This window comes from Streptomyces gobiensis, from assembly GCF_021216675.1.
In the GTDB taxonomy this organism is placed as follows: Bacteria; Actinomycetota; Actinomycetes; order Streptomycetales; family Streptomycetaceae; genus Streptomyces; species Streptomyces gobiensis.
In genome coordinates this window covers 3387953-3413434 of sequence record NZ_CP086120.1, presented here as the reverse complement: position 1 = coordinate 3413434, position 25482 = coordinate 3387953, and the positions used below count along the sequence as shown (strand labels likewise).

Genomic DNA, 25482 nt, shown 5'->3' with positions numbered 1-25482 from the left:
CACGTCGGCCCCTCGTACGATAGGCCTGGGCACACTCGGAGACAGAGGACGAGGAGGGCACGGTGAGCGCCACCACCGAAGATCGGCCGCAGATGGACCTCGGCGCCTTCGAGGCCATCGCTGAGGCCGCCGCACGCGAAGACGTCCGACTCGAATTCATTAGTGGAAAGATCGGAGTCAAGCCGGTGCCCGACGGCGACCACGGACAGATCATTGCCTGGCTTCAGCGGATCTGCATGCAGCAGCGGCCGGACCTGTGGCTGTTCCCCGAGCAGGGACTGAAGGTCCAGACGTACTGCAACGGCGACGCACGGCCGGACGGCTCACTGGCTCCCGCCGAATACTTCGCCGGGCAAGGGGAGTGGGCCGACGCCTCTGGCGTCCTAGGCGTCGTCGAGGTTACCTCCTACGATCACGACACCGACCGGCGTGACCGCGTGGAAAAACCCCGAGCCTACGCGGAGACGGGCATCCCCGTGTACCTCCTGATCGACCGCGACGCCGGAGCCGTCACCATCCACAGCGAGCCCGACAACGGAAGGTACGCGAGCGTCGTCAGCCTCGCCTACGGCCACACTGTCGACCTCCCCGGCCTCGGCATCACGCTGGACACGGACGTGCTCAAGAACTACACCCGCTGACAGCAACGTCGGTCCGACGATGTGGGGTTGGCCTAACGTCCTGGCGTAGTCGACGGCTTCGCCGCCTCCTCGCAACGTGGCCTCCAATCGCCTCCGCACCGATGCGGTGCGGAGGCGGTCGCTCACTCTTGTTTTGGTGTGCCAGGCCAGCCCGTTCAAACCAGCAGCACACCATCCGGGGTGAGCGTCAGCCGGGCGACAGCGTCGACGGCCTCACGATGCGTCGCGGCCACCACCCTTACTGGCCTCGGCCGCTGGGGCAACGACCGTGGCAGCCGCCATCCATGACGACTCCCCGACCCAGTCGCTGTCCACCGGAAGCAGCAACCGAGCCGCGCCGAGCGCGCCACGTTCCCAGTTATTGCGCAGAGCGGCAGCTCGGACCGGCGCACTTGCGTAGGTCGGGCATAGCCGACTGCCGCCGATTCATGCCTGACGAATGTGGTTACCAATCGGCAGGGCAAGATCGCCGGGTTCCTTTGCCGGGCGGGGACCGTGCCCCGAGGCTGGGGTACCTCACTCCCACGCCGGCCCCTCGTACGATAGGCCTGGGCACACTCGGAGACAGAGGACGAGGAGGGCACGGTGAGCGCCACCATCGAAGATCGGCCGCGGATGGGCCTCGGTGCCTTTGAGACCGTCGCTTAGGGCCTGCAGAGATTCAACTTGCCTTCGAACGCCCTGCCTGAGCTGTGGTGTCAAGTGCTCAAGGACTCAACTTGTTGATCTGCACGCTCTAAGGCTCCGGCACCGGGCCAGCGTCGCTGTAGATAGCGATGGGGTCATTCGGAACGGACCACGAGCCGACTGTCACCAGCCGGTACACGTGCTCGCCGCCCCCTGGGCAGCGGAACTGTTGATCGTGTCATCGCGTATCCGTAAGGGGTCTGCGCTTCTGACTCCAATCAGTCAGACTCAACACTAGGTGTTCGACCGGGAAAGTCTGGAGGCAAACCATCCGGAAGGACCGTCCCCGTCACCAGTCCAACCAAATACTCGGTCAGATTTCCCTGGAATTCACACCAGTCATCGTTACGACCACTTACGACCATGGTCCAACTATCAGGACCTTCCTCTGTCGTACGCCAGTAAAATCTATCACCATCACATGAATCACCCCAGAGAATTAGACCACCAGGCTCCGGAAACGGTGCATACCCGTGCGACATTTCGGAGTCTCGCAGCGAACCCAGGATTCGCATATCCCCACGAATACCCGAAACGAAGTATTTCTCCTCTCCTGGCCTCGGGATATGAATTGAAAGGAAGTCGTCAAGAGTCAGACACGAGTACCAATTGGAGAACTCTACGAAGTCAGACGGGAACCCTGTTCCCACTTCCCGAGAAATAATCTCCCAATTGATCGACCGGGACTCGCCCTTCCGATGAACAAGCAGCGCTGGCAGCGCTTGCTCCAACTGATGCAACATCAACAGGTCACCTGATCTTCGGGGATGTTCCTCACCGAACCAGCGGACGGCACCCTGGAGCCGCATGAGCTGACCGACATCCGCAACGACGACGTCACCACCCCGGCACCTTGACCTCAGCGGCACACGCCCCGCGGCTCGACTCCTTACGCCAGCTTCACCTCGGCATCACTGCCAAGGAACGGCTCCGGAAGTCCCCAGGGCGTTACCTCCCCGGAGATCAGCCCCGCCAGGAGCGAGACGAATCCCTCGTCATACTCCCACCAATCATCATTCCGCGTGCTCACCACCACAGGCCAGGCATCCGGATCGTCTCCGCCCGTACGCCAGTAGAAGGTGTCACCCGAGCTCGATTCGGCGCAGTGCAGGAGCCCTCCGGGCCGGGGGTAGGGAGCGTATCCACCAGACATGTCGGCCTCGGCCAGGTCCTCCAGCACATCCAGGGCTTCCATCATTTCCACAGCGAACTCGGACTCACTCCCCTGAGGAGTCGCCACGAGCAGGAAGTCCCCGATGGAGAAGCTCGGGTACGCCTCGCACAGCTCCTTGTAGTCACTGGGCAGGTCCGTGCCCAGCGCACGTACGACCTCCGGCCAGTTGATCTTCCGGCTCCGAGCGGCGCGCAGGGCGCGCAGTCCCGGCAGGGCTCGCTCCAATTCGTCGACCGTGCTCAACATGAATGACCATTCCTCTGCAGGTTCGCTACCGGGGTGTTGACGAGTACTCCACTCTTCGTTATAGCCGTCATATGGATGGCATCTGGCATTTGCGTCGATTTATCCGAATAACTTAGCTGCCCGGAGTAGAGTACCGGATTTCCTGCATTCAGCTCAGCGGCGATCCTGTTCTCGCATCGGAACATGCCACTCTTGTTCATCTTTCTGTACCCGGTGAACAAGTTCTCCGATCGCCACTCACCGCCGAAGCGGTCCGCAATGATATGCGTCCGGTTGAAGCGATAGGTACGTCCATCCTTAGGATTCTCCTCCGGGAAGCCTGCGACATAGGGCGTCCCGTTGTCATCACGACCCTGGTTCGGCTTCTTCAGGTCATGCGGGCACAGCAGTGCACTGGCCCCTGTCGGACGTCCGTTGACGAGGGGCTGATAGTGGAACCGCTCGCTCCGCGGGCGCGAGCACGGATCGTCGTCCGAGTCGCTGTCGTTGCCGTTGTCCGGTGCGCCCTCGGGCATAGGGCCCAGGCCGAGTTCGTTCCTGAGGTCTTCGTTCTCCCCGAGATCTGGGAACAGTCGGAGGTAGCCGCGCAGTTCCTCTTCGGTGGGTTCGAACCTTCCGCGTACGGTGGTAGCGGAGTCTTCGACGAACTGCTCGTGTTCAGGGTCGGTCGTGGCGTCAGAAGGTGGGCGGGGCGTCCGCTTCTTGAGCAGATCCTTCAGGATCTTGGGCCAGTTCGGTGGGGGTGGGGGCGGAGGTGTACGGGGCACGATCGGGGCTACGAGTGTCCCCAGCCCTCCGCCTACAGTGGCTGCGCCAGCTCCCCCGGCGCCTCCTCCGCCTCCTCCGCCTCCTCCGCCGCCTCCGTTGTTTCGGGCTTTCTGGGCGGCCTTGGCGGCTGCCGCTGCGGCAGCGGCCGCAGCGGCTGCTTGGGCTGCCCTCAGCGCGGCACGCATGGCAGCAATCTCCATGGCCTCCGCCTGCGCGCGGACCGCTGCCTCAGTCGCTGAATGAGTACTGCTCCAACTGGAGGTGTACGAGCTGCTGGAGCTGCCCGAGGAGTTCAGTCCCTCTGTGACGACCGCACCCGTTCCCAGCACCACCACCGCCCCGAAGACGGACCAGCCGAAAGCTTCCGCAGCGGCCGCAGCGCCCACTCCCGCGGCAACGCACAGGCCGAAGCAGTGTCCGCTCGGGTCTGTGTTCAGCAGGGGGCTGGCGCCTGCGTAGGTGTAGCGGTTGGCCTGGATGGAGGGGGTGGGGGTCAGGGTCCAGGTGTCGCGGGAGGAGAAGCCACCGGACTCCGGGTCGTACCAGCGGGAGTGCATGTTCACCCGGCCCGTGTCCGGGTCGGTGTACTCGCCCTGGTAGCCCAGCGTGCCCGAAGAGCCCTGCTGCGCCGTGGACTTGCCGAACGGGGAGTAGGCCGAGGAGCCGGACAGGGTGCCGGTGGCCGGGTCGAAGTTGCCGGTGACGTCGTCGTGCTGGTCGGACAGGACAGCGGTGGCGCCCGTGCCGTCGGAGGCAGCCGTGGCCAGGGGCTCGCCCACCGGGCTGCGGAAGACGAGCTGGCCGCCGCCGGAAACCAGGTTGTTGGACTGGTCCGCGTACTGGACGGTGGCGGTGCCCCGCTTCACCAGGCGGCCCAGGCCGTCGTAGGCGTAGGTGGTGCCGTCGCTGGTGATCAGGCGTTCCAGGGCATCGTAGGCCGTGGACTGGGTGGTGGTGCCGTCGGTGACGGAGGTAAGGGTGCCGCGGGCGGTCCAGGTGTAGGTCTTGGCGCCTGCGGTGAGGAGGCGGTTCCTTTCGTCATAGGTGGCGGTGTCCGTGCCGACGCCGGTGCGGTTGCCCGCCGCGTCCCAGGTGTAGTCGGTGATCGTGCCGTCCGTGGCCGTCCAGCTCGTGAGCCGGTCGGCGTGGTCGTAGGTGTAGGTGTGATCGCCGGAGCCTGCCGTGCCGGTCGTGGACTTGCCGGTCAGGCGGTCCGCGGTGTCGTAGGTGTAGCCGACGGAGGCGGTGGTGGTGCCGTCCGGGGCGGCCAGCTTGTCGGAGCTGAGGCGGCTCAGGTCGTCGTAAGCGAAGGTGCGGGTGGCCGCACTCGTGCCGTAGCCGACCGAGGTGAGGCGGGAGGCACCGTCGTACCCGTAGGTCTGGGTCGTCCCGGTCAGCGGGTCGGCCGCTGAGGCGGGACGGCCCGCCGCGTCGTAGCCGAAGGTGGCCGTGCCGGCGGCGTCGGTGCGCTGGGTGAGGCGACCGTCCGCGTTGTACGCGAATGTGGCGGTGCCCGAGGGGCCGTCGGCGCTGAGCAGGTTGCCGCGGTCGTCGTAGGTGTAGCTGTTGGTGCCGCCCGGGGCGCTGACCGAGGTCAGGCGCCCGGCCAGGTCGTAGCCGAAGGTGTCGGGGGTCGTCGTCGCCTCGGCACCGGAGCCGGTGGCCTCGGTGACGCGGCCCAGGGCGTCGTGGGTGCGCTCCTGGGTGACGCCCCCGGGCAGCCGCTCCTTCACCGGCTGGCCCGCGGCGTCGTAGACGGTGGTCCAGGTGCGGTCCGCCGCGTCCGGGTGAGCGGTGGTGGCCGGTTCGACGGTGGATTCGGGCAGGCCGTGGCTGGTGAAGGTGTACCAGGTGGTGTTGGACCGGCCGTCGGTGAGGCGGGTCCGGTGGCCCGCGGCGTCGTAGCCGAAGGTGGTGGTGATGGACGACTCCGCGTCGACCGGTTCGGTGAGCTCCGTCAGGCGGCCCAGGGCGTCGAAGGTCCGCTGGACGGTGTGGCCGAGCGGGTTGGTGGCGGACACCGGGTTGCCGTCGACGTCGTACGCGGTGCTACGGGTGCGCAGCACGGCGCCGGCGGAGTCCTCCTCGGCCACCTCGATGGCCCGGCCCGCCAGGTCGTAGCTGGTCCGGGCGGTGGTGCCCAGCGGGTCGGTGACAGACGCGGGCAGACCGGTGGGGCCGTAGTCCAGGGTGGTGGACTGCCCGGCCGGGTTGGTCACCGAGGTCGGCTGGCCTGCGGCGTTGTACGCCTTGGCGGTCTCCAGCCCGGTGGGGCTGGTGGTGGAGGTGAGGTCGCCGCTGTCGTTGTAGGCGAGGGTGGTGGTGAACGCCCCTGAGGTGGGGTGGCGTTCGATCACGGTGCTGGTGATGGGCCGGCCGAGCTCGTCGTAGGTGGCCTCGGTGCGGGCTCCGGTCGGGTCGGTGGCCGACAGCTGCTCGCCGAGCAGGTCGTAGGTGAAGGTGGACACCGGGGCGGTCGCGCCTGTTGTGGGTGCGGGCGCGGTGACCTTGGCGAGGTTGTCGAGCTGGTCGTACTCGTAGGACGTGGTGTTGTCGAGGGGGTCCGTCTCGCTCGCCAGGTTGCCCGCCGCGTCGTAGGTGCGGGTGACGGTGGGGGTGAGCGGGGTCGTGCCGCCGGGCGGGGTGTAGTCGGGCAGCGTGGTCTTGACGGGGCGGCTGAGGCGGTCGTACGTGGAACGGGTGACCTGGCCGTTGGGGTCTTCGGTCGAGGTCAGGTCGCCAAAGGTGTTGTAGCCCTGCCGGGTGGTGGGGCGTTCGGCGGCCGGGGTCACCTGGTGGACCTCGACGGTCACCGGCGGCGCCTGCGCCTGGGTGAGACGGCCGAGGGCGTCGTAGGTGAAGTCGGTGGTGTACGCGGCCGGGTCGGCTCCGGTGACGTTGCCGCGCGGGGCGGTCTCGGAGAGGACGAGACCGCGATCGTCGAGGACGCGGGTGGTGACCAGGTCCTCGGTGCCGTTCTCCACCGTCCGGCGGGTCATCTCGCCGACGATGTTCCGCTCGTATGTGATCTTCTCGGTGCGCGTTCCGCCCGCTCCGGTGCGGGTCTCGGTGAGCACGGCGCCGCCCGCGTCGTAGGTGTACTCGGTGCGGCGGGCAAGCCCGGCCGGGTCGAGGACGGTGGCGGTGGTGCGGTCGGCGGCGTCCGCCTCGTAGGTGGTGGTCACCTCGCCATTGCCGGTGACCTCCTTGACCAGGTTTCCGGCCGGGTCGTACGAGCGGCTGGTCAGGTCCAGGGGGCGGGTGGTGCCGTCCGGGTCCTGGTAGTTGCGCAGGGTCTCCTTCGCCAGCAGGCCGTCATCGAAGTAGGTGTACTCGGTGATGCGGCCCATCGCGTCGGTGTGCTCGCCCAGACGGCCCTGCGGGTCGTACGCGTAGGAGTCGAGCACGACGTCGGAGGCCAGGCTGGGGTTGTTCGGGTCACCGGTGTAGTCCGCCAGCGTCACCTCGGCGAGGTTGCCGCGCGGGGTGTAGGCGTAGCGGAAGGTCTGGCCGCCGGGCAGGGTGCGGCTGGTCTGGTGGCCGTAGACGTCGTAGGTGTAGGTCTCCTTGCGCTGCTCGGCGTCGGTGAGGCTGGCCAGGCGGCCGTGGGCTTCGTAGGTCCGGGTGGTGGTGCGGGTGGTGTCACCGCCCACCAGGTCGGCCACGGATTCGGAGAGGACGTTGCCGTCGGCGTCGTAGGTGTAGGTGGTTTCGGCCTGGTGCTGCGTTTCGGTGATCTGGTTGGTGGTCGGCGGGCCGGTGGACGTCGCCACGCGGGACTCGCCGTCGTAGCTGGTCGAGGTGGTGACGCCTGCCGGGTGTGCGTCGGAGATGACGGTGCGGGTGGTTTCCCGGCCCAGGGCGTCGTAGAGGTATTCGGTGACCAGGCCAGCCGGGTCGGTCACCTTGGCCAGGTCGCCTGTGGCGTAGTACTCGCGGGTGGTGACGCCGCCCCGGGTGTCGGTGGTGGCGGCCAGGAGGCCGGCCGGGACGCTCCCGCCGCCGACCGCGGTTTCGGTGCCGTCGGTGAAGGTGTGGGTGACGGTCCGGCCGTTGGGGAAGTCCGGGGTGGCCGGGGTGGTGGTGGAGGTGCGGTCGCCGAAGGTGTTGTAGCCGTACGAGGTCCGGTAGGTGGTGTCGGTCTCGTCCGCGGAGCGGGCGTCGCGCTCGGCGATGAGCTGGTCGTTACGCGGGTCCAGCGGGTCGTCCGCGTTGAGGAAGTATTCGTAGTAGGTGGTGTGGCAGGTGGCCGGGTCGTCGGTCTTCCGGCACGTGGTCTGCGAGACCTTGTTGCCGCGGCTGTCGTGGCCCAGCCGGGTGACGGTGCCGTCGGCGGCCGTCGTGGAGGCCAGGAAGCCGCCCTGGTCGTAGTCGAACGTCGCGGTGTGGCCCGCCACATCGGTCTGGGAGATCGCCCGGTTGCCCTGGAGCGGGTCGTAGGTGTAGCTGGACTTGCGCTCGTCGGGGTCGGTGATGGTGACGGTGATCGTGGGGTCTTCCTGCACCGCTGCCTCGTCGTCACCGGCGGGCTGGCCTTCGGTGCCGGTGAGCTGGTGGGCCGACAGCTTGTAGGTGCCGCCGTGTGCGTCGGTGTAGGAGGACACCCGGTCGCGCACCGCGTCATAGCTGACCTGGGCGTGCACCCGGCCGCTGGGCAGGGTCACCTTGGTGAGCTGCTGGGCGGTGGTGCCGGAGGCGTGGTGCTCGGCGATGGTCTGGGTGCCCAGCGGGCGGGTGTAGACCGCGGCCTCGTCGATGTCCCCGGCGAAGTGGCCGATGGTGCCGGTGGTGCCGGGCCAGCCGTCCCAGTAGCCGGCGCCCAGGTAGACGTAGCGCTGGTTGTTCTGGACGATCTCCCCGCTGGCAGAGCCGACCTTGGTGCCGTCCAGGTAGAGGGTCTGGGTGTTGCCCGCGGCGCTGAGGGCCGCGTGGTGCCAGGCACCGTCGTTCACCGTCTGGGTGGAGGTGATGGGCGCGACGGTGCCGTTCCAGAACTCCCCGCGCAGCTTGCCGTCCGTGCCGACGTACAGGGCGGGGGTGAAGGCGCCGGTGGTGGCCTCTTCGAGGGTGTGGTCCTGGTAGCTGAGGAGGACACCGCTGCCGGTGGTGCGGAACCACAGCTCCGCCGTGAGGTAGGGGGTGTCGGTGACCATCTGGTCCGGCAGCTGGACGTAGGACGAGGTGCCGTTGAAGGTGGCCGCGGTGTCCGGGCTGCCCGCGAGGGCACCCGCGGTGCCGAGCTGGACGTCCCGGTAGGTGCCCGCGCGGTCGTCGCCGTCCAGCAGCAGGTCGCTGTGCGCCTGCTCGGCGCCGGCCTGCTCGCCCAGCCGCCAGTAGGAGAACGGTCCGGCGTCCCGGACGACGGTGCGGTGGTGCGAGCCGTTGCCGTAGGTGTACGCGGTGCAGGCGCCCGCCGCGTCCTCGGGACCGCAGACCTCGGTGAGCTGGTCACCGGAGTAGGTGTAGTTCCAGGTGAGCGGGGCGGTGTTGGCGTCGGGCGCTTCCGTGGTGACGGTGGCGACATGGCTGCCGGACCAGGTCAGCTGCAGGGCGCGGCCGCCGACACCGGTGACGGTGGTGAGCTCGCCCGCTGCGTTGTACGCCATCGTCTGCTGACGGCCGCGGAAGTCGGTGACCTCGGTGATCCGGCCCTGGTCGTCGAAGACGTAGCTGGTCTGGTTCTTGTCGGTCAGCTGCCAGCCGCCGCCGGTGGGGGCGGTGAGGGTGGCGAAGCTGCCGAACGGCGGTGCGTAGCTGCCGTCGGGGTTCTGGCCGAACCGCACCTGACGGCCGCTGGGGTAGGTGACGACGACATTTCCGGTGCCGTCGGTGTCCGGCTCGACGCGCATGTCGTACCGGGTGGACCAGCCGGCGCCGAAGGCGTTGTCGGTGCGGGGGTCACGGCTGTTGTAGGTGCGGTTGACCGTGAGCGCGGGGCCTGCCGTGGCCACCTTGGCGTCGGTGTCCGTGGTGGTGTAGTTGCCGATCTGCGGATCGACCTCGCGTCCGGCACCACTGACGCCCTGCCCGCCCAGGTGGGAGGTGATGGCGGGCTGCTCGACCGCCGTGGTGAGGGTGTAGTAGGGGCTCATCGGCCCCTCGGTGGTGGCCTCCCGGGTCTTGAGCCGCCAGATGTACTGCTCTCCCCAGTTCAGGGTGTTCGCCGGGACGGTCCAAGTGCGGTTCTCGACCCAGGTGGAGTTGACGCAGTTGACCGGGGCGTCGGCCGTGCCTTCGCAGATCTCGAACCAGTAGTCGATGTCCGCTCCGACGGGCCAGTTGTCCAGGGACACGGCGTCCGCAAAGAGGGTCGGGGTCAGGCTGCCGACCCGGCCGCCGGGGTGCGGGTAGACATCGGTGACCTTGGGACCGACGTCCTGGGAGGTGATCGTGAAGGCGACCGCCGGGACACCTTCACTGGAGAACCAGCGCTGGTCCTTCAGCCGCTGCATATCAAAATTGATCGTGTAGTCGCCCGGCGGCAGCGCGGGTACCCGGGCGCTCACGGTGGCCGAGTCGCCTGGGGTGACCCGCTCGTTGAGTCGGTTGAGGGCGACGGCGTCGAGCAGTTCGCCGGTGTCATTGTCCCGCACCCGGGTGCCGAGCCGGAACTCGTTCCAGCCGGACGCTTCCCAGGTGAGGTCACCGAGGTTCTTGACCGTCACCGTGACCTCGCCGCCCTGGTGGCCGGTGAGCGGGGCGGTCTGGGAGCCGACGGTGTACTCGGCGCCCCAGGAGCTGTGGGTGATCGCCATGTAGGGCTCGTTGGCGGAGTTCTTGCTCCCGAAGCGCTTCCAGGCACCACTGTCGGTGAAGGAAGCGCGCAGGCTGAGGCCGTAGTTGGCGGTGGAGCCGTCGACCCAGCCCTGGGTCAGCTCCACGCCCTTCTGGCCAAGGTCGATGACCTCCCACTTGGCCCCGCTGCAGTTCTCCCCATGAGCGAAGGAGTCGGTGGCCACCGGGGTGGAGTCGATGGACGGCCGGTTGTTCCAGGTGACCGTGCCGGCCTGCCATGCCTGCTTCACCTGGTGGACGCGGACCTCGTGGGCCGTGCAGGAGGAGGACCAGTGGTTGAACAGGCCCAGGTCGGCGTTGAGGATGTAACGATTCTTCAGCTGGCTGGTGACGTTGTCGAAGCGCAGGAAGCTGATGGCGCGGCTGCCGCCGCCGTCGTAGCTGCCGACCTTCAGCTCGTCGTCCCCGCCGAAGTTGGAGTCCGGCCAGTCGTCCTGGACGAAGGCGTCGCCGTAGGTCTCGATGTTGTCCACGCTGGGGTCGACCAGGACCGGATACTCACGCTCCGGTGCGTCCAGCCAGGCGTCGTCGAGGACCACCTTCAGCAGCCACTGACCGTCCCGCTGCGCCAGCTGGTAGGTCACGCCTCCGGAAACGGCGGGGCCGCCGGACTCGGGGTCGGTGGCGGAGTCCTCCATCCAGCCGGTCGGGATCACGGCCTGGACGTCCCCGGCGGCGTCCTTCAGCAGCACCGCACCGTTCGTGTCGAGCTCCGGGGTGAGCCCGTCCAGCGTGAGCGGGAAGGTCCACGTGCGGGGTGCGGTGGGGGCGTTGAGGACGATCGTTTCCTTGATCGACCCGTGGCCCGCCCGCAGGGTCAGCTCGGCGTCCTGACGGATGCCGGTGTAGCGGGCGACGTCGCCGTTCACCTGCGCGGTGACGTCGGCGGCGCCGTCGAGCCCGAAGGCCACGCGGTGATCGGAGGCGCCGACCTCAAGGGCGGCCAGAGCGGGGTCGTCGCCCTCGGCGGCCACGGTCAGGCCGCTGTCATCGGCTGCCGGTGCGTACCGGGAGGTCGTGCCGTCAGTGGCCTGCTCGGCCGCAACCAGTGAGGTGTCGATGTCCCGCCAGTCACCCGAACTGTTCTTGAAGTGGACGGGCTTGGCGTAGACCCGCGTCGTGTGGGTTCCGTCCGGATTGCGGAACTCCTTGGATCCGGCCGTCCGCTTGCCCGGCAGCTCCTCGCTGCCCTTTGGGTCGTAGCCGGTGACGTCGGAGCCAGGCTTCTGGGACGTCTTCCCCAGGGACACCGTCTTCGGCTGCGGCTCCACCGGAGCGAAGCCCGGCCCCGGCTTGTGCAGGGGGAGCGCGTCGTCGGATGCGGGGAGTTCCGTGGGCTTCTTGGAGTTCTTGCCGGTGGCGTCGGTGCGTTCGGCGGACACCTCGTGGTCGCGCCCGGCTGCCGTTCCCGTCCGCTGCTTCGGCGAATCCTCCGTTGTCGCGGCAACGACGGTCTGCGGGGCGGCGGCCCAGGCGGGCACGGACAACAGCCCGGCCCCCAGCGCCAGCAGCACACTGCCGGACATCAGGCCCATTCCGCGCGGTCCGCGCCCGGGTCGCCGCCGAAGGAATCCCGGAAGCACGCGATGGCGCGGTATGGACACAACTCTCCCTTACAACGAGGCCGACCACCCGGCAGGACGGTCGGCCATGGCGTGCAGAGCGCACGTTCACCGACCCGGAGATCGGCATGAGCAAACGGCGAACACATTAAACGATCGGAAGACGCGATTCCGAGATGACCAAACAACAAATAAATAACCGGTTTCGGTATCAATTTGTGATCACTGACACATCGTCAGCACGCAGTCAGCAGTGTTCGCGCAGTCCGTGAGGCGACTTCTGACGCCCCGACAAAGCTCGAGACGGCTAGAACAACCAGTCGCTGTGATCAAGCCGAGACCTGCGTATGGGTACGCTGCGCCGTCGATTGCTCCCGCATGGTCAAGAAGGGCTGCCATGACCGAGAAGAAAACGAGCCTGCTCCGCTCCCGCAAGTGGCTCGCGGCTGCCGGGCTGCTCGCCGGTGCCGGGACGGTGGCTCTTCTCGCCCTCACGGGAGGCGCGGCACAGACCGCGGCATACGACTTCAACGGCGACAGCATTCCGGACTTCACAGTCGGCATTCCCGGCGACACCGTCGGCGGGAGCGCTGAGGCGGGTTCCGTACTGATAGCCGATGGCACACTTACCGGTCCGGCGAGCAGCGCCTCGCTGCTCAACCAGGATTCCACCGGAGTACCGGGAGCCGCCGAGGAGAAGGACGCCTTCGGGCAGGTACTCGCCAGCGGTGATTTCGACGGCGACGGCTACGCCGATCTCGCCGTGGGTGCCCCGGTGGAGGCCATCGGCACCACCGAGGGTGCGGGCTTTCTGACCGTGCATTACGGCACCTCGAGCGGCCTCTCCAGCACCCGCATCGACAGCTTCCACGAGGACACCACCGGCATTCCCGGAACCGTGGTCAAGGACGAGTTCTTCGCCTACGCGCTGGCCGCCGGTGACCTCAACGGGGACGGCCACGACGACCTGGCGATCGGCCAGCCGATGGACGCGGTCGACGGCAAGCCCAACGCGGGCTCACTCCGCCTGCTGTTCGGCTCCGCCGACGGGCTCACCGCCACCTCCGCGATCTGGATCGACCAAGGCACCCCGAATGTCCCCGGCGGCCCGGAGACGGACGACCGTTTCGGGGAGCAGCTCACCATCGGGGACATCAACGGTGACGGCACCGACGATCTGGTCGCGGCCACCCTGGGCGAGCAGATCACCGGCAGCTCGGACCGCGGTTCGACCGTGGTGATGTACGGGCCCGTCAACGACGCTCCGGCGAGCGGGGATTACATCGCCTCGAAGTACCTCGACGGCGTCACTGAGTTCTCCGGCAGCGCCCTGGCGGTGGGCCGGTTCAACGAGGACCCCTACCTCGACATCGCCATCGGGGTCGCCGACCAGAAGGTCGGCGAGGACGGTGCCGCCGGGCGCCTCGCCATCGTCTACGGCAGCGCAGACGGCGTCTCCCACGACAACGTGGAGCTCTTCGATCAGGGCACGCCGGGCGTCCCCGGCGGTCCCGAGCCGGAGGACTACTTCGCGAGTTCGCTGGCCGCCGGGGACTTCGACGGGGACGGGGTGGACGACCTCATCGTCGGCATGCGCAGCGAGGCGATCGGCACCGCCACCGGCTCCGGTGCCGCCCTGGTGCTGTTCGGCAACGCCACCGGCGGCATCTCCACCACGGGCCGGGTCTGGGTGGACCAGGACGTCGAAGGCGTGCCCGGCGTCGTCGCCAAGCACGACCACTTCGGCTGGACCGTCGGCGCGCTGGACACCGACGGGGACGGCCGGGTGGAGCCGCTGATCGGGGCGCCCGGCAACGCGGCCGGGACGGTGACCGTGCTCAAGGTCAGTCCGGGGACGCTGGAATCCGCGACGGCCTACGCCGAGGCCGACTTCGGGCTCGCGACCGGAAGCCACGGGGACGCGTTCGGGATCGCGCTGCCGCGTTGACGCCGACTGGGCGCTGAGCCGTCCCGGTGCCGGAGCCTCGACCGGCTGATGCCCGCCTACCCCACCGCCGCCGACGCCCTCGCAGCCCAGCCGAACACGTAGCGGCCATTCCCGTTTCTCGCCGGACCCCCGGTTTCGCCTCCCCTCCCGCCGGTAACTCTGGGTGGTGCGCCCAGGCAGCGCAGCGCGCACGTTGCGGGCGTAGGCGCCGGAGGGTTCGGAATGCAGCCCCCGGTGCCGCTCCCAGCCGCATGCCCGCGAGCGGGCGTGGGATGTGGGCCAGATGATCAGGAGCGGCCTCGCGGCAGGGGCCTGAGTGCGCGGCGCAGCGGGGCCTCCACCGTGCTCTCCACAGGGACGGTGCTGACGCCGGTGGCCAGGCCGGTGGTGGCCTCGGCGAGCACGCGGATTTTGGTATTGGTGTTCTGAGAGATGCGCTTGAGGATGTCCCATGCGGCGGCGGCGTCGCAGCGCTGGGCCTTCATCAAGATGCCCATGGCCTGGTCGATGGCAGCGTGGGACTCCATCGCGGTGCGCATCTCGGCTTCCTGGCTGGCCCGCAGCTCCCGCTCCAGCTGGACGGCGTGCATACTGGCCAGCCGCAGCTCCAGTTCGTCGGTGACGACCGAGGCAAGGTCGCGCAGCGTGTCCGCCTCACGCGGGGCGATCGGGCGCGGTTCGGTGCCCAGAACGTTGACGGTGCCCAGCCGGTAGCCGTCGGCGGTGACGATCGGGGCGGCGGCGTAGAACCGCAGACCCAGTTCGCCAGTCACGAGCGGATTGGCCGCTGCCTCGGGGTCCTTCAGAGTGTCCGGGAGCAGGTACGGCTCGTCCTGCAGGACCGCCGACGCGCACAGGCCCGGGTCGCGGCCGATCTCGCTCGCGCCGCTGAGGCCATGGGCGGCTTTGAACCAGATACGGTCCTCATCCACGATCGTCACCGTCGCCATCGGCGTGTCGACGAACCGTGCCGCCAGCGCCGCCACTCGGTCGAAGGCCCCGTCGGGCGGGGTGTCGAGGATTTCGTAGCGCCGCACCGCCGCCAGTCGCGCCTCCTCGGAGGCCCCCGAGGACACCGTCGCCAACTTGCTCACCGTCACGTCCTTCCCCTCTCGCCACTGGTCGCGTCCTCCCATTAAAACCGCGGATGGGAGCGGTGCGGCACGAGAGTGCCGGTGCTCACTGTGGGGGCCGCAGCCCGCCGGGTCTGCGGCCCCCACAGTGAGGTCACTCGTCCTCGTCTTCGGCGGCGGGGTGCAGGTCACTCCAGTCCAGCGCCCGAGCCGCTTCGCTTTCGGTGGCCTGGGCGGCCTCGCGTGCTTCGGCGAGGACGTCGCCGTGTTCCTGTATGAGGACCTCAAAGATCGGCGCGTTGCCGGGTCTCTCAGGTGTGGTGGTCATCACGGTGATACTGCTCACTTTCTCAGATCGTGCCTGGGCCCCGGCGTGCCAGGGGGTCGGTCAGGCCGGGGCCCTTCGGTGCCGGCCTGGGGCTCAGGCGGCCAGGAGGGAGTCGTCCTCGGTACGGGCACCGGGCAGCTGGTGCCGGGCGGCGATCAGCGCCGCGTCGACGTCGCAGGTGCCGGTGGCCACGCACAGCGTGTAGGAGACATCGTTCAGCCGCTGCCGCGCCTCGGCGGAGCCCTCTTCGGCGTGCAGGGCGCTCAGCGTCTCGTACTGGGCGATCAGATCGGACAGAACGGCGGGATGGGCCATGAGCATGGCAGGAGTTTCCTTTCACAAGCGGGCAAGCAGATGGCGGTGCGCGGCGACGGGCTCTCGCCCAGGTCAGGCCGCGGCCGGCACCGGAGCGTCAGCGGCTTCAGTGGCCTCGGCCTCGACCTGCTCGCGCACCTTCTTGCAGGCGTGGGAGGCCAGGCGGGAGACGTGCATCTGGGAGATGCCGAGTTCCTCGCCGATGCGGGACTGGGTCATGTCCTGGAAGAACCTCAGATGAAGGATGCGCTTCTCCCGCTCCGGCAGCCCGGCCAGGGCCGGCTTGACCGATTCACGGGCGATGACGGCGTCGTACCGTCCCTCGGACTGGCCGAGGATGTCGGCCAGCGAGTAGTCGTCGTCCTGCCCGGGGCGGCCCAGCTGGGCGTCCAGCGACAGAGCGCGGAAGCTGTCGATGGCCTCCATGCCGGTCAGCACATCCTCGTTGCTCATCTGCGCGTGCTCGGCGATCTCCCCGATGGTGGGGTACCGGTCGAGATCGGCGACGGCCAATTCGCGGATGGCGGTGCGCACCTTGTTCCGCAGTTCCTGCACACGGCGGGGGACGTGGATGTCCCAGGTGTGGTCACGGAAGTGCCGCTTGATCTCCCCGACGATGGTGGGGATGGCGTACGGCTCGAACGGGACGCCGCGCTCCGGGTCGTAGTGGCCCACGGCCTTCAACAGGCCCATCGCGGCGACCTGCTCCAAGTCCTCCAGCGTCTCGCCGCGGTTGCGGAAACGGCGGGCCAGGCGGTGAGCCATCGGCAGCCACGCCTCCACCACGCTCTCGAGCAGGGTCTCCCGCTCCGGGCCGGCGGGCAGGCCGGCCAGACGCCCGAAGTCGGCGGTGGTGTCAGGGGCGTCGTCATGGCGGCGGCGTGCGCGTTCGGTGCGGCCAACTGTGGTGCTCATGAGGGTTCTCGCTCCTCCCGTATTGCTCTGGCTGTGCGGACAGCCGCAGGAGGGCGGCACAGGCCCACACCCAGGTCAGCCGATACGGCTCTCCCGCGGATGTGCCTGTACCTCCCAAGCACGTGGTTCCTCTTCTAACCCACCACTCTGAGCCCAAACCGTGATTTTCGAAGTCTTCAAACTTCCCACTCGGCGTGCTACAGCCACCGTGGGCTCCGGGCCCGAGCGCTGGAACACGGGCCCGGCCGCCCAGCTCTCGCCCCACAACCCGGCGACCGGGCCCACCCGCATCCAGCCCGTAGGCATCCTCCCAGTCCGCACCCGACCACAAGCCGCAAGCCACTCACCTCGTCCTCGAACCTCCCGAAACGGGCGTCCAATGCGCAACTTCCCCGGCGCTTGAGGTCAGGAACCCGCGAACCCGTTCACTTCGCCTTCGAGCGCCTGGCGGGGCGTCTTACCTGGGCGGCAGCGTTTCAGCCACGGGACCGGCCGATCGCGTGGTCATGCGGTTCTCCGGCCGGGGCCCCTTTTGCGGGCCCCGGCCGCGTGCTGGTGAGCCCGCACGATCGTGGAGTCCACCGAGACGGCCCAGTCCAGGTCCTCCTCGGCATCGGCCTGGGCCATCAGCGCGGTGAACACCCACTCCCAGGTCCCGTCGACGGCCCACATCCGCAACCGGTTGCAGACGCCTCGCCAGTTCCCGTACTTCTCGGGCAGGTGCACCCACTGCGTTCCGGTCTGGAACTTGTAGGCGATCGCGTCGATCACCTCGCGGTGGTCACGCCACCGGCCACCCCGCCGCGGCGTCCGATCCGGGAGTAACGGCTCAATTCGCCACCAGTGCACATCGGTCAACGACACACCAGACCAACGAGCAGATGATCCAAACCAAACGGCCTAGGACTTTCAGCGGGGGCAGCTCGTACTACCCGGAACGACCGACGGCTTCGCAGGTCGGCAACATGTCATGCGATCCGCATCCGCACCGATGCGGAGGCGGTCGCTTACGGGGCAAGGTGGTCAAGGTCTCCGGCTTTTATACAGGCTAGGAGGGATCGTATTGCCGGGTGGGTGGCGGTAAGTATCTCGTCCGGACAGTCGCTCTCACGCAAGTGGAGGGCGGCGGTTCGGTCAGTGGCAACCTCCACACAGCTAGTGTTCGGGTCACCGCTACTGAAGGACGACTTCTGCCAGCCGAGCTCATCCATGGGGTCCTCTCACAGTACGTACAGCAGATGCTGCAAGAGGCTAAAGGAATCCCGCGTTGAGTAGGAGACCCGTTCGGACTCAGGGATCACCGGAGGCAGTGCCAACGTAGCGAGGCGGTTGAAGATCTCGCCGTATCGCGTGATGTGCTCATGGTCGTGTAGGAAGACTGAGCCAACGTCGTGCTCCAGGTAGATCGTGCTGAGCGCGGGGTCGCTACCACAGAAGATGGCGAACGGGGTTCCAACTGCTGGGAGTGTGCCGGAACGGAAAGGCACGATCTGGAGTGTGATGTGGGGGAGCCGAGCTACCTCAATGATGTGCACGATTTGGCGACGCATGATCGCCGTGTCGACGAAGTGCATCTGGAATGCGGCTTCATGGATAATCGCATGGTAGGTCGGAGCGGAGTGCCGCGTCAGAAGCTCCTGCCGCTTCAGCCGAAACTCAAGGCCGCGTTCCGTGAACGCCGTGGAGCTGTCGGGGTAGGTGGCCTGGATTAGGGCCTTCACGTACTCGGGCGTTTGAAGCAAGCCAGGCAGGTGGACGGGCTGGAACTCGCTGAGGTGAGTGGCCATCGACTCCATCTCGGCCAAATCTCGTGCGTAGGCCGTGGTGTCACGCTTGTGTTGGTACCACCAGCCGCGAGGCGCCTCGCTCCAGGCGACCAGAGCCTCGGTGAAGGTTTTTGATTCACACCCATAGGTGGCCAGGAGTGTCCGGAGCTTGTCCTCTGGGATGGGAGTGCGCCCTGATTCGACATGTCCGAGGTGGGCACCGCTCATACCAACGTAGGCACCTGCTTCGGCCGCCGTCATGCGCACGGCATCGCGCAATCTGCGCAGCTCAATGCCCAAACGGCGCTGCCTCTGTGTCGGGCTAGTGCGAAGTCCCATGACGCTCTCCTAGCAGCCGGGCACCCGCCCTACGACCGGGTCGGACACATGTCACCCAATAGAGGTAAGGCAACCTCCAGAGCTGTGAATTAGAAACCTATCTCCTCTACCTTCAGAAGTGCACCACCCCCGGACGGCTTAAGCCGGAAGTTCACGGCGCCGCAACTGAGTTGATGCGTCGGCAGGCCACCGCCGCTGGCCGGGGCACCCAGAGACAGCCCATCCGCGCCGCCCCCTCTCACTTGGAGGCCGCTATGTGCCGGACACCGTCCAGCATCGTCGCCACCATGCCCGGCTTCTCGCTGACGTTTCCGCCCGACCCCGTATGGGTGCGTACCTGCCGGGAGACCGTTCGCACGTCCACGCTCACCTTCAAGCACCCGGAGCTCACCGAACTGGCCGCCCTTCTCACCTCCGAGGCGACGACCAATGCCATCACGGCCTGCATGGTGAACGGTTGCGCGCAGCCCATCACCATCTGCGGGGAGTGGCTACCGGCAGGGATGTTCCGGATCCACGTCCACGACGCCGCGCCCGGCGTACCGGCTGTATGCCACCCCAGCGACCACTCCGACCACGGACGCGGCATGTACCTCATCGCCGAACTCGCAGCCCGCCACGGTACCTGCCTGGACGGGCCCGGCCCCGGCAAATCCTTCTGGTTCCAACTGGAAGGCTGGCTCGGTTGATGCGCCGCACCGTGCGTCTCCGGCTAGCGGGCTCGCGCACGCCATCGGAGCTGTTACGCAGGACAACCACGCTGCATGTGGAGATGGCGGACCCAGGCCCACACGTTGCCCGCGATCACGCGGGCCCGACCACTCTGAGACCTCAGCCGTCGTCGGAAACGTACGAGAGCAGAGGTAGCCCAATCAATCTGTGTCATTCCATGACACGGCATGGCAAGAAAGACCCCGGCGAGGCGGCCACCTCCCGGGGAACGGCCACCAACCCGAGGAGTTGACGACATGGGGAAGCGTACTCTGCGCGCCCTGAATCTGGCACTGACCCCGCTGGTCGAGTGGGTGCTGGCCCGGTTGTTTCCGGCCACCGGACGGCACCGCTCCACAACCGAGTACCCGGTGCCCGCGCCCCTGTCCATGCCCCTACTCGATGCCGCCGTGCGCCACCAGGCGCCGTTGCCGCGCCACAAGAGTCCGTACGCCCGCGACCAAGGGCCCATCTTCGTAGGACCGACCGTCGGACGCCCCTACGCCCCCGCACAGTGGTACACCGAAGAGCAAGACCCCGGCACCGAGGACAGGTGGCTGGTGCAGCGGCAGCGCCGCCGCGCCCTCTGGCTTGCCACCGTCGGCATTGACGTGGGTCCGGCCCAGATCCACGGTGTGACGGTCGGGAGCATCCAGTGAACGTTCCCAGGCCGTTGTGCGGGGCCCGGCAGCCTCACGCGAACTGCTACGGCCAGCCGTGCATCCTTGAGGCCGGTCACACCGAACCGCTTCACCGCGACGGAGTCGGCCAGCAGTGGCTCAACTGCACCGAGGAACTGGTTATGTCCCTCACCATCGACTTCACCGCCGAGTGGCTACGTCAGCTGATCGACCCGGAAGAGACGGAACGGTGAGCGGCAATCGCGCCAGACTCCGCAGGATGACCGACAACCGGTGGGTCCGCTGGCTGGAGCACACCTACGGCTGCCAGCGATGCCGCTACGACACACACGGCTGCGTTCACGCAGCCGAGCCCTGTACCAGTGGTGGAAAACCGCCCGCACAGCCACCGACGCAACACCACACTCGGCCGGAACCAATAGCCCCGGCTACGCCGCCAGGAATGACCACCGGCGATGACGGCCACCTGACCTCGTAGCGGCAGAGTCGGGTGTGGGAATAGCCGTTATAGTTACCCTATGTACAATTAACATCAACAGTACGTATGCAGGAATCTTGAGTCTGATGGAGGAAGCGAGGTTGGTGGGCAGTAACGTGTAGTCATCGCGAGATTCCCAGCCACCGAACTGGAGGCGACGATCTGTGACCGTGCCCGCCATGCATCCCCGTCCCGGCAACCTGCGTGCCGTTGCCGAGCAGATCGAAAAGGCCACCGGCCTGCACGTCGAGATTCTGGGAGGGAACCTCGTGATGTCCCCAACCCCGCGTGGCAAGCATGCGGGCACGATCCGGCGCATGCGGAAGCAGCTCGAACCGAGAATTCAGGCGGGGTTGGCCACGTATGAAGTGTCGTCCATCGCAATGCCAGACGACCCGGATGACTACTGCACTCCCGATTTGGTGGTCCTTCCGGAGGCGTGGGATGAAGACGACGAATGGCTAGCAGACCCCGGTGATGTGGAACTCGCTGTGGAGGTGATCTCCAAGTCAGAGAAGGCCAGAGAGATCACCGAGAAGAACGACTGGTACGCCCTCGCCGGAGTGCGGACTCTCCTGGTCATCGATCCCCGCCACGGTGTATGGGCGCTGTACACACACCCGAGAGAGGGGTCCTACCAGGGCTCCCTACGCGGCAAGTTCGGGGAGGAGGTTCCCCTTCCCGACCCCTTCGGCTTCACCCTCGAAACGAGTTGCTTGCCGCTCTACAGCGACACCCGCTGACACAGGGCCACGCCTCCACCGACGTCCGTGGCCGGGGCCAAATACTGATGTGACGGTGCAGCAGGACCGTGCAGGCTGCCACCCGGGCCTGGCGCAATCGGTCGAGGTGCGGGTCTACCTGGCCTATGGTTCCGGTTCGGCCCAGACCAGGTAGCCGTCTTCGTCAACGGTGGCTTGCCAGCCTTCGTCGCGTTCGGTGGTCTGCCAGTCGCCGTAGAGTTCGACGATTCGCTCGTCGCTTTCGAGCCCGTCGGCTACGGCTTCCAGAAGGGCGGTGAGGGATTTCCATGTGGGCGTCGGCTCGAATGAGGTGCCGCCGTCTTCGGTCGAGAACTGGCCGAGACGTCCCTGGGTTACTCCGGGGACGTAGTTGAGGACCATATAGCCGCCGCAGCCGTTCGTGGCGACGGGTAGATAGACCCGATGCTGGTGGAAGCAGGAGCGTCCTGCTTCTGCTCTTGCGATGTCGTCGGCGTACCGGGTATCCGACTCAGCATCTGCGGGTTCCGGACTGCTTTCGCTCTCTCGTCCCCGGAACTTCAGGTGCATGGTGTAGGTATCAGCGATACTGGCAGCGGGAAGAAGTTCGTATCCCGGGATCACCTCGGTTCCCATGTCACCTGCGCCGTTGCGTCGAAGCAGCAGGGTGGTGAGTTCACCGGGGAAGACGATCCCGGTCTGTTGCTGTGCCCGCTGGATCTCTTCCGGGCCGGCTGGTGCCGGTAGCGAGGCGTGGGATGCGGGGGCGTGGGCGGCGAGCCAGGCTTCTATTCGCTCCCAGGATTCCGTCAGGTCGGTGGCTGTCATGGTGGTGATGCTCGCGCCGGGCCCCCGTGCTCCGCAAGCGGGAGCCGGGGACCCGACTACTGCTGGCTCAGTCGGGGCGGATACGGAAGGACACGAACCGGGGCTTGTAGATACGCGGGTCCCGGTAGTGCGCGCCCTCAGCGGAAACGCGGTTGTCCATGCTGTTCACGTTGTAGGACAGGGTCCAGCGGTCGCCGCTTTGCAGTGAGGGATGGGCGTGGGCGTTGTAGCTGATGATGTTCCCGTCACCGTAGCTACCCCACGGTCCGGGCTCGGGCATGCGGTAGACCTGGTCCTGGCCGATGGTGGCGCCGAACGGGCCGTAGGGGGCGCAGCCGTGCCAGATGCGAATCTTTCCACTAAATGCTTCCGTGCTGTCCTGGCTGATACCGATGTAGCCGCCGTTCCAGGGTGTGACGCTGTACTCGTTGGCGACTCCGTTGAGAGCCATCGCGTGGAAGTACCGCGCCAACTCGCCCTGGCGCGACCTTCCCGCTGAACTCGGCCCGTTCCAGACTGCCCACAAACGGCTGCTGCGATGGGCCGCTGACGGCACCTGGGAACGGATCCTCGCCGCCGTCCTGGCGACAGCCGATGCCGAGGACAACATCGACTGGTCGGTGTCGGTGGACTCAACCATCGTCCGGGCCCACCAACGTGCCGCCGGAGCACGCAAAAAGGGGTCACCGACCGGGACGAGCCTGACGATCACGCACTCGAACGCTCCCGCGGGGGGCTGAGCACCAAAGTCCACCTGGCCGCAGACGGCCGGGCACGGCCCCTGGCCTTCACCGTCACGGCAGGCCAGGCCGGTGACGCCCCGGCCGGCCTTCGAGAGGGTGATGGCCCGCATCTGCGTGCCCCGCGAGGGCCCCGGCAGGCCCCGGACCCGGCCCACGGCGGTCCTGGCAGACCGCGCCTACTCCTCCCGCGCCATCCGCAGCCACCTGCGATGCCGTGGAGTCCGCGCGGTCATCCCGCAACCCTCCGACCAGGTCGGCCATCGTGTGCGGCGCGGAAGTCGAGGCGGCCGACCACCAAGCTTCGACGCCGAGGCATACAAGCAGCGCAACAGCGTCGAACGGTGCATCAACCACCTCAAGCAGTGGCGCGGTCTGGCCACCCGGACCGACAAGCTCGCTCTTGCCTACCAGGCCGCACTCCACCTCGCCGGCATCCTCATCTGGATCCGACGCTGACAAAAAACAGAATCTAGGCGCCGAGGGCGTGGGTGAGGGCCTCGTCGAGGAGTTCCCGTAGTGCTGCGGAGGTCGGTGCTGCTGCGGTGGCGAGGAGCGCGGGGCCGCCGGCCAGCGGGGCGAGGACGGCGCACCCGTCCCGGGAGCGCTCGCGGAGCAGTACGGGTTCGCGCTGAATGTCCATCTGCGGGTTCACCAAGAGGAGTTGGCCGACTGCGCGGTGGCCGCCCAGGACCGCTGGGCCGTCCCAGCCGGGTTCCGGGGAGCCGTATGCCGACTGCTGGTCGAGCAGTGGGTGTCCGGCGCGGTGGATGAGGAGTCGGCTGACGAGGTGTCCTGGCTCCTCGTCGGCGCGGCCCAGGAGCTGTTCCTCGCGCAGTACGAGTCGTGCGGTGTCGGCGAGTTCGGCGGTGTACGTCTGGCGGAGGTTGCTGCCCGCGGCGCTGATGAGGGGGTGGGGCAGCCAGCGCAGGTCGGCGTGTTCGCCCGCGGTGAGGCGTACGTCGTACGTAGCGGGCTCAGTGGTGGGGCCGCGCAGGGCGAGCGTGGCGGCGCCCGTGGTGACCTCCAGTTCGGCGTGGTCCTCGGCGGTGATGTCGATGGCGAGCCGGTCGCCGCCGAGCGGGGCGCTCATCGCGCCGATGATGCCCACCCTGGCGGAGCGCCCGCTGGTGCGCATCTGCCGAAGGTGGAACGGCCCGTCGCTGCGCAGCCGCGGGAGCGTGGTGACGCGCCCGTTGTACGCGGCGCGGATCAGCGCGGTGGCCCGTACTCCGTCGGGATGCCCGGCGGGCTCTTCGGCGCCGGGGGCGCCGTCCAGCGGGGCGCGGGAGACGGTGAGTTGTGGGGCGGGGATCATACGGCTGCCTCGGCTCGCCACTCGGTGAGGTGGCCGGTGACCCAGTCGGCGACCTCGCGGATGCCGTCGTCGGAGGTGAGGCTGGTGAAGACGACGGGGAGATCGCCGCGCTGCTGCTTGGCGTCGGCGGCCATGGTGGCGAGGTCGGCGCCGACGTGCGGGGCGAGGTCGGTCTTGTTGACGACGAGGAGGTCGGCGGTGGTGATGCCGGGGCCGCCCTTGCGGGGGATGTCGTCGCCGCTGGAGACGTCGATGACGAAGATCTGCACGTCGACGAGGCCCTTGGAGAAGGTGGCGGTGAGGTTGTCGCCGCCGGATTCGACGAGGACGAGGTCGAGGGATTCGAGGGTCTCCTCCAGGTGCTCGACGGCCTCCAGGTTGGCGGAGATGTCGTCGCGGATCGCGGTGTGCGGGCAGGCGCCGGTCTCGACGGCGGTGATGCGTTCGGGCGGCAGGACGGCCTCGCGGCGCAGGTATTCGGCGTCCTCGCGGGTGTAGATGTCGTTGGTGACGGCGGCGATGCACCAGCGGTCGCGCAGGGCGCGGCAGAGGGCGGCGACGGTGGCGGTCTTGCCCGAGCCGACGGGGCCGCCGAGGCCGACGCGGAGGGCGCGGCGGCTGCCGTCGGGCCGGGTCGCCGAGGCGCTGGGGAGGTGCTGGTGAGGCAGGGAGTGGTCGAGGTGCATGCTAACTCCGTTGCGAATCAGGGATGTTCGGATCGTGGTCAGGAGGCGAAGAGCCGGACGGTCCAGGCGGCGTGCTGTTCGGCGGTGATGTCCAGGAGCGGTGCGGACGCCGACGGCAGGGCGTCGACACCCTCGGCCGGGACACGGGCCGCGGCGTCGGCGGCGGCAGTGGCGACGCCGTCGGTCTCGGCGCCGAGGCGGGCCAGCAGCCCCGAGGCGTGGAGCGGGTCGAGGCTCAGCAGGCGCACGGCTGCGGTGGCCGGGCCGCCCGCGTTCTCGTACGCAGCGGCGTAGGCGGCGTCCACCGGGTCGAGCCCGGCGGCGCGAGCGGCGAGGCCCAGCACCACCGGCTGGTGGGCGCCCTGTGGGCAGGCGGTGGCTAGCCGCTCCAGTTCCTCGGACGGGAACGTCGCCCGCGCAGCGCGCAGCATCTGCCGCCCCAGCCGCCGGGCGACGGTCCGCAACGCGGGTACGGGCGTACGCGCGTCGGCCGCCTCGTCCAGCATCAGCGGGTCGTATCCGGCCGCTGCCGCGGCGGCCAGTCCGGCTGCGGTTAGCCCGGCCGTGTGCAGGCGTCCGCGGCAGAACGCCTCCAGGCTGTCGGTGTCGTATACGGCTCCGTTGGCGACCGCGGCCTCGACGCCGCCGGAGTGGGCGTGCCCACCGGCGGGGAAGCGGCCGTCGGCCAGCAGGAGCAGGGCTGCACGGCTCATGCGCGAGCGGCTGCCTTTCATCGTTGCGAGGGGTGTTGCGGGAGGTCTGCGGGGTTCGGGTGCCGACCGCCGTGAGTCCGGGCGAACG

Annotated in this window: 20 protein-coding genes and 1 pseudogene; 7 read left to right on the top strand and 14 right to left on the bottom strand. The window is 68.1% G+C overall.

Going from position 1 to position 25482, the window contains the following annotated elements:
- Window positions 1-92 precede the first annotated feature (92 nt).
- Window positions 93-641, top strand: coding sequence for a Uma2 family endonuclease (locus test1122_RS15930; RefSeq protein WP_232271929.1), 549 nt, complete (start codon window positions 93-95; stop codon window positions 639-641).
- Window positions 642-2217: 1576 nt separating this feature from the next.
- Here test1122_RS15930 and test1122_RS15925 read toward each other — a convergent pair.
- On the bottom strand, window positions 2218-2748 hold the full coding sequence (locus test1122_RS15925) for an SMI1/KNR4 family protein (protein ID WP_232269832.1): 531 nt from the start codon (window positions 2746-2748) through the stop codon (window positions 2218-2220).
- Complete coding sequence (locus test1122_RS15920) at window positions 2742-11837, bottom strand: DNRLRE domain-containing protein (protein ID WP_232269831.1); 9096 nt, start codon at window positions 11835-11837, stop codon at window positions 2742-2744. The genes test1122_RS15925 and test1122_RS15920 overlap by 7 nt, the downstream gene beginning before the upstream one ends.
- Before the next feature lie 433 nt (window positions 11838-12270).
- Between test1122_RS15920 and test1122_RS15915 the strand changes: the two genes are divergently transcribed.
- Window positions 12271-13821, top strand: coding sequence for an FG-GAP-like repeat-containing protein (locus tag test1122_RS15915; RefSeq protein WP_232269830.1), 1551 nt, complete (start codon window positions 12271-12273; stop codon window positions 13819-13821).
- A 287-nt stretch (window positions 13822-14108) separates the two neighbouring features.
- On the opposite strand, the gene test1122_RS15910 is transcribed toward test1122_RS15915, so the two are convergent.
- From test1122_RS15910 to test1122_RS15880, 7 genes are all read right to left on the bottom strand, one after another.
- Complete coding sequence (locus test1122_RS15910) at window positions 14109-14915, bottom strand: GAF and ANTAR domain-containing protein (RefSeq protein WP_232269829.1); 807 nt, start codon at window positions 14913-14915, stop codon at window positions 14109-14111.
- Between the two features lie 133 nt (window positions 14916-15048).
- Window positions 15049-15240 carry a hypothetical protein gene (locus test1122_RS15905; protein WP_232272089.1) on the bottom strand — a complete coding sequence of 64 codons (192 nt, stop codon included), beginning with the start codon at window positions 15238-15240 and terminating at the stop codon, window positions 15049-15051.
- Window positions 15241-15315: 75 nt separating this feature from the next.
- A complete protein-coding gene (locus test1122_RS15900; RefSeq protein WP_232269828.1) occupies window positions 15316-15543 on the bottom strand; it encodes a DUF5133 domain-containing protein in 228 nt (75 codons plus the stop codon).
- A gap of 66 nt (window positions 15544-15609) precedes the next feature.
- Window positions 15610-16452 (bottom strand): SigB/SigF/SigG family RNA polymerase sigma factor, encoded by an 843-nt coding sequence (locus test1122_RS15895; protein ID WP_232269827.1) that lies wholly within the window; start codon window positions 16450-16452, stop codon window positions 15610-15612.
- A gap of 504 nt (window positions 16453-16956) precedes the next feature.
- Entirely contained in the window at window positions 16957-17301 is a 345-nt protein-coding gene (locus tag test1122_RS15890) for a transposase (protein WP_232271928.1), read from the bottom strand.
- A 158-nt stretch (window positions 17302-17459) separates the two neighbouring features.
- Entirely contained in the window at window positions 17460-17663 is a 204-nt protein-coding gene (locus test1122_RS15885; RefSeq protein WP_232269826.1) for a DUF397 domain-containing protein, read from the bottom strand.
- Window positions 17664-17672: 9 nt separating this feature from the next.
- Window positions 17673-18518, bottom strand: a complete 846-nt coding sequence (locus test1122_RS15880) for a helix-turn-helix domain-containing protein (protein ID WP_232269825.1) — start codon at window positions 18516-18518, stop codon at window positions 17673-17675.
- A 293-nt stretch (window positions 18519-18811) separates the two neighbouring features.
- Here test1122_RS15880 and test1122_RS15875 point away from each other — a divergent pair, with 293 nt between their 5' ends.
- The 4 genes from test1122_RS15875 (at window position 18812) to test1122_RS15860 (ending at window position 21130) form a co-directional block, all read left to right on the top strand.
- Complete coding sequence (locus tag test1122_RS15875; protein WP_232269824.1) at window positions 18812-19246, top strand: ATP-binding protein; 435 nt, start codon at window positions 18812-18814, stop codon at window positions 19244-19246.
- Window positions 19247-19525: 279 nt separating this feature from the next.
- Window positions 19526-19927, top strand: coding sequence for a hypothetical protein (locus tag test1122_RS15870; RefSeq protein ID WP_232269823.1), 402 nt, complete (start codon window positions 19526-19528; stop codon window positions 19925-19927).
- Window positions 19924-20142, top strand: a complete 219-nt coding sequence (locus test1122_RS15865; protein ID WP_232269822.1) for a hypothetical protein — start codon at window positions 19924-19926, stop codon at window positions 20140-20142. Before test1122_RS15870 ends, test1122_RS15865 begins: the two co-directional genes overlap by 4 nt.
- A 424-nt stretch (window positions 20143-20566) precedes the next feature.
- Complete coding sequence (locus tag test1122_RS15860) at window positions 20567-21130, top strand: Uma2 family endonuclease (protein ID WP_277879838.1); 564 nt, start codon at window positions 20567-20569, stop codon at window positions 21128-21130.
- A gap of 123 nt (window positions 21131-21253) precedes the next feature.
- On the opposite strand, the gene test1122_RS15855 is transcribed toward test1122_RS15860, so the two are convergent.
- Together test1122_RS15855 and test1122_RS15850 are read right to left on the bottom strand one after the other, a co-directional pair.
- A complete protein-coding gene (locus test1122_RS15855; RefSeq protein WP_232269821.1) occupies window positions 21254-21937 on the bottom strand; it encodes an SMI1/KNR4 family protein in 684 nt (227 codons plus the stop codon).
- A gap of 67 nt (window positions 21938-22004) precedes the next feature.
- Window positions 22005-22388, bottom strand: coding sequence for a hypothetical protein (locus test1122_RS15850; RefSeq protein WP_232269820.1), 384 nt, complete (start codon window positions 22386-22388; stop codon window positions 22005-22007).
- Between test1122_RS15850 and test1122_RS15845 the strand changes: the two are divergent.
- Window positions 22378-23136, top strand: a pseudogene (locus test1122_RS15845) (IS5 family transposase); the annotation flags it as partial. The gene test1122_RS15850 and the pseudogene test1122_RS15845 sit on opposite strands and share 11 nt — an antisense overlap.
- A gap of 13 nt (window positions 23137-23149) precedes the next feature.
- On the opposite strand, the gene test1122_RS15840 reads toward test1122_RS15845, so the two are convergent.
- From test1122_RS15840 to test1122_RS15830, 3 genes are read right to left on the bottom strand one after another with little or no spacing between them, the layout of a single operon-like run.
- A complete protein-coding gene (locus tag test1122_RS15840) occupies window positions 23150-23995 on the bottom strand; it encodes an urease accessory protein UreD (RefSeq protein WP_232269819.1) in 846 nt (281 codons plus the stop codon).
- Window positions 23992-24681 (bottom strand): urease accessory protein UreG, encoded by a 690-nt coding sequence (gene ureG / locus test1122_RS15835; protein ID WP_232269818.1) that lies wholly within the window; start codon window positions 24679-24681, stop codon window positions 23992-23994. Before ureG ends, test1122_RS15840 begins: the two co-directional genes overlap by 4 nt.
- 38 nt (window positions 24682-24719) lie before the next feature.
- Complete coding sequence (locus test1122_RS15830) at window positions 24720-25394, bottom strand: urease accessory protein UreF (protein WP_232269817.1); 675 nt, start codon at window positions 25392-25394, stop codon at window positions 24720-24722.
- Window positions 25395-25482 lie beyond the last annotated feature (88 nt).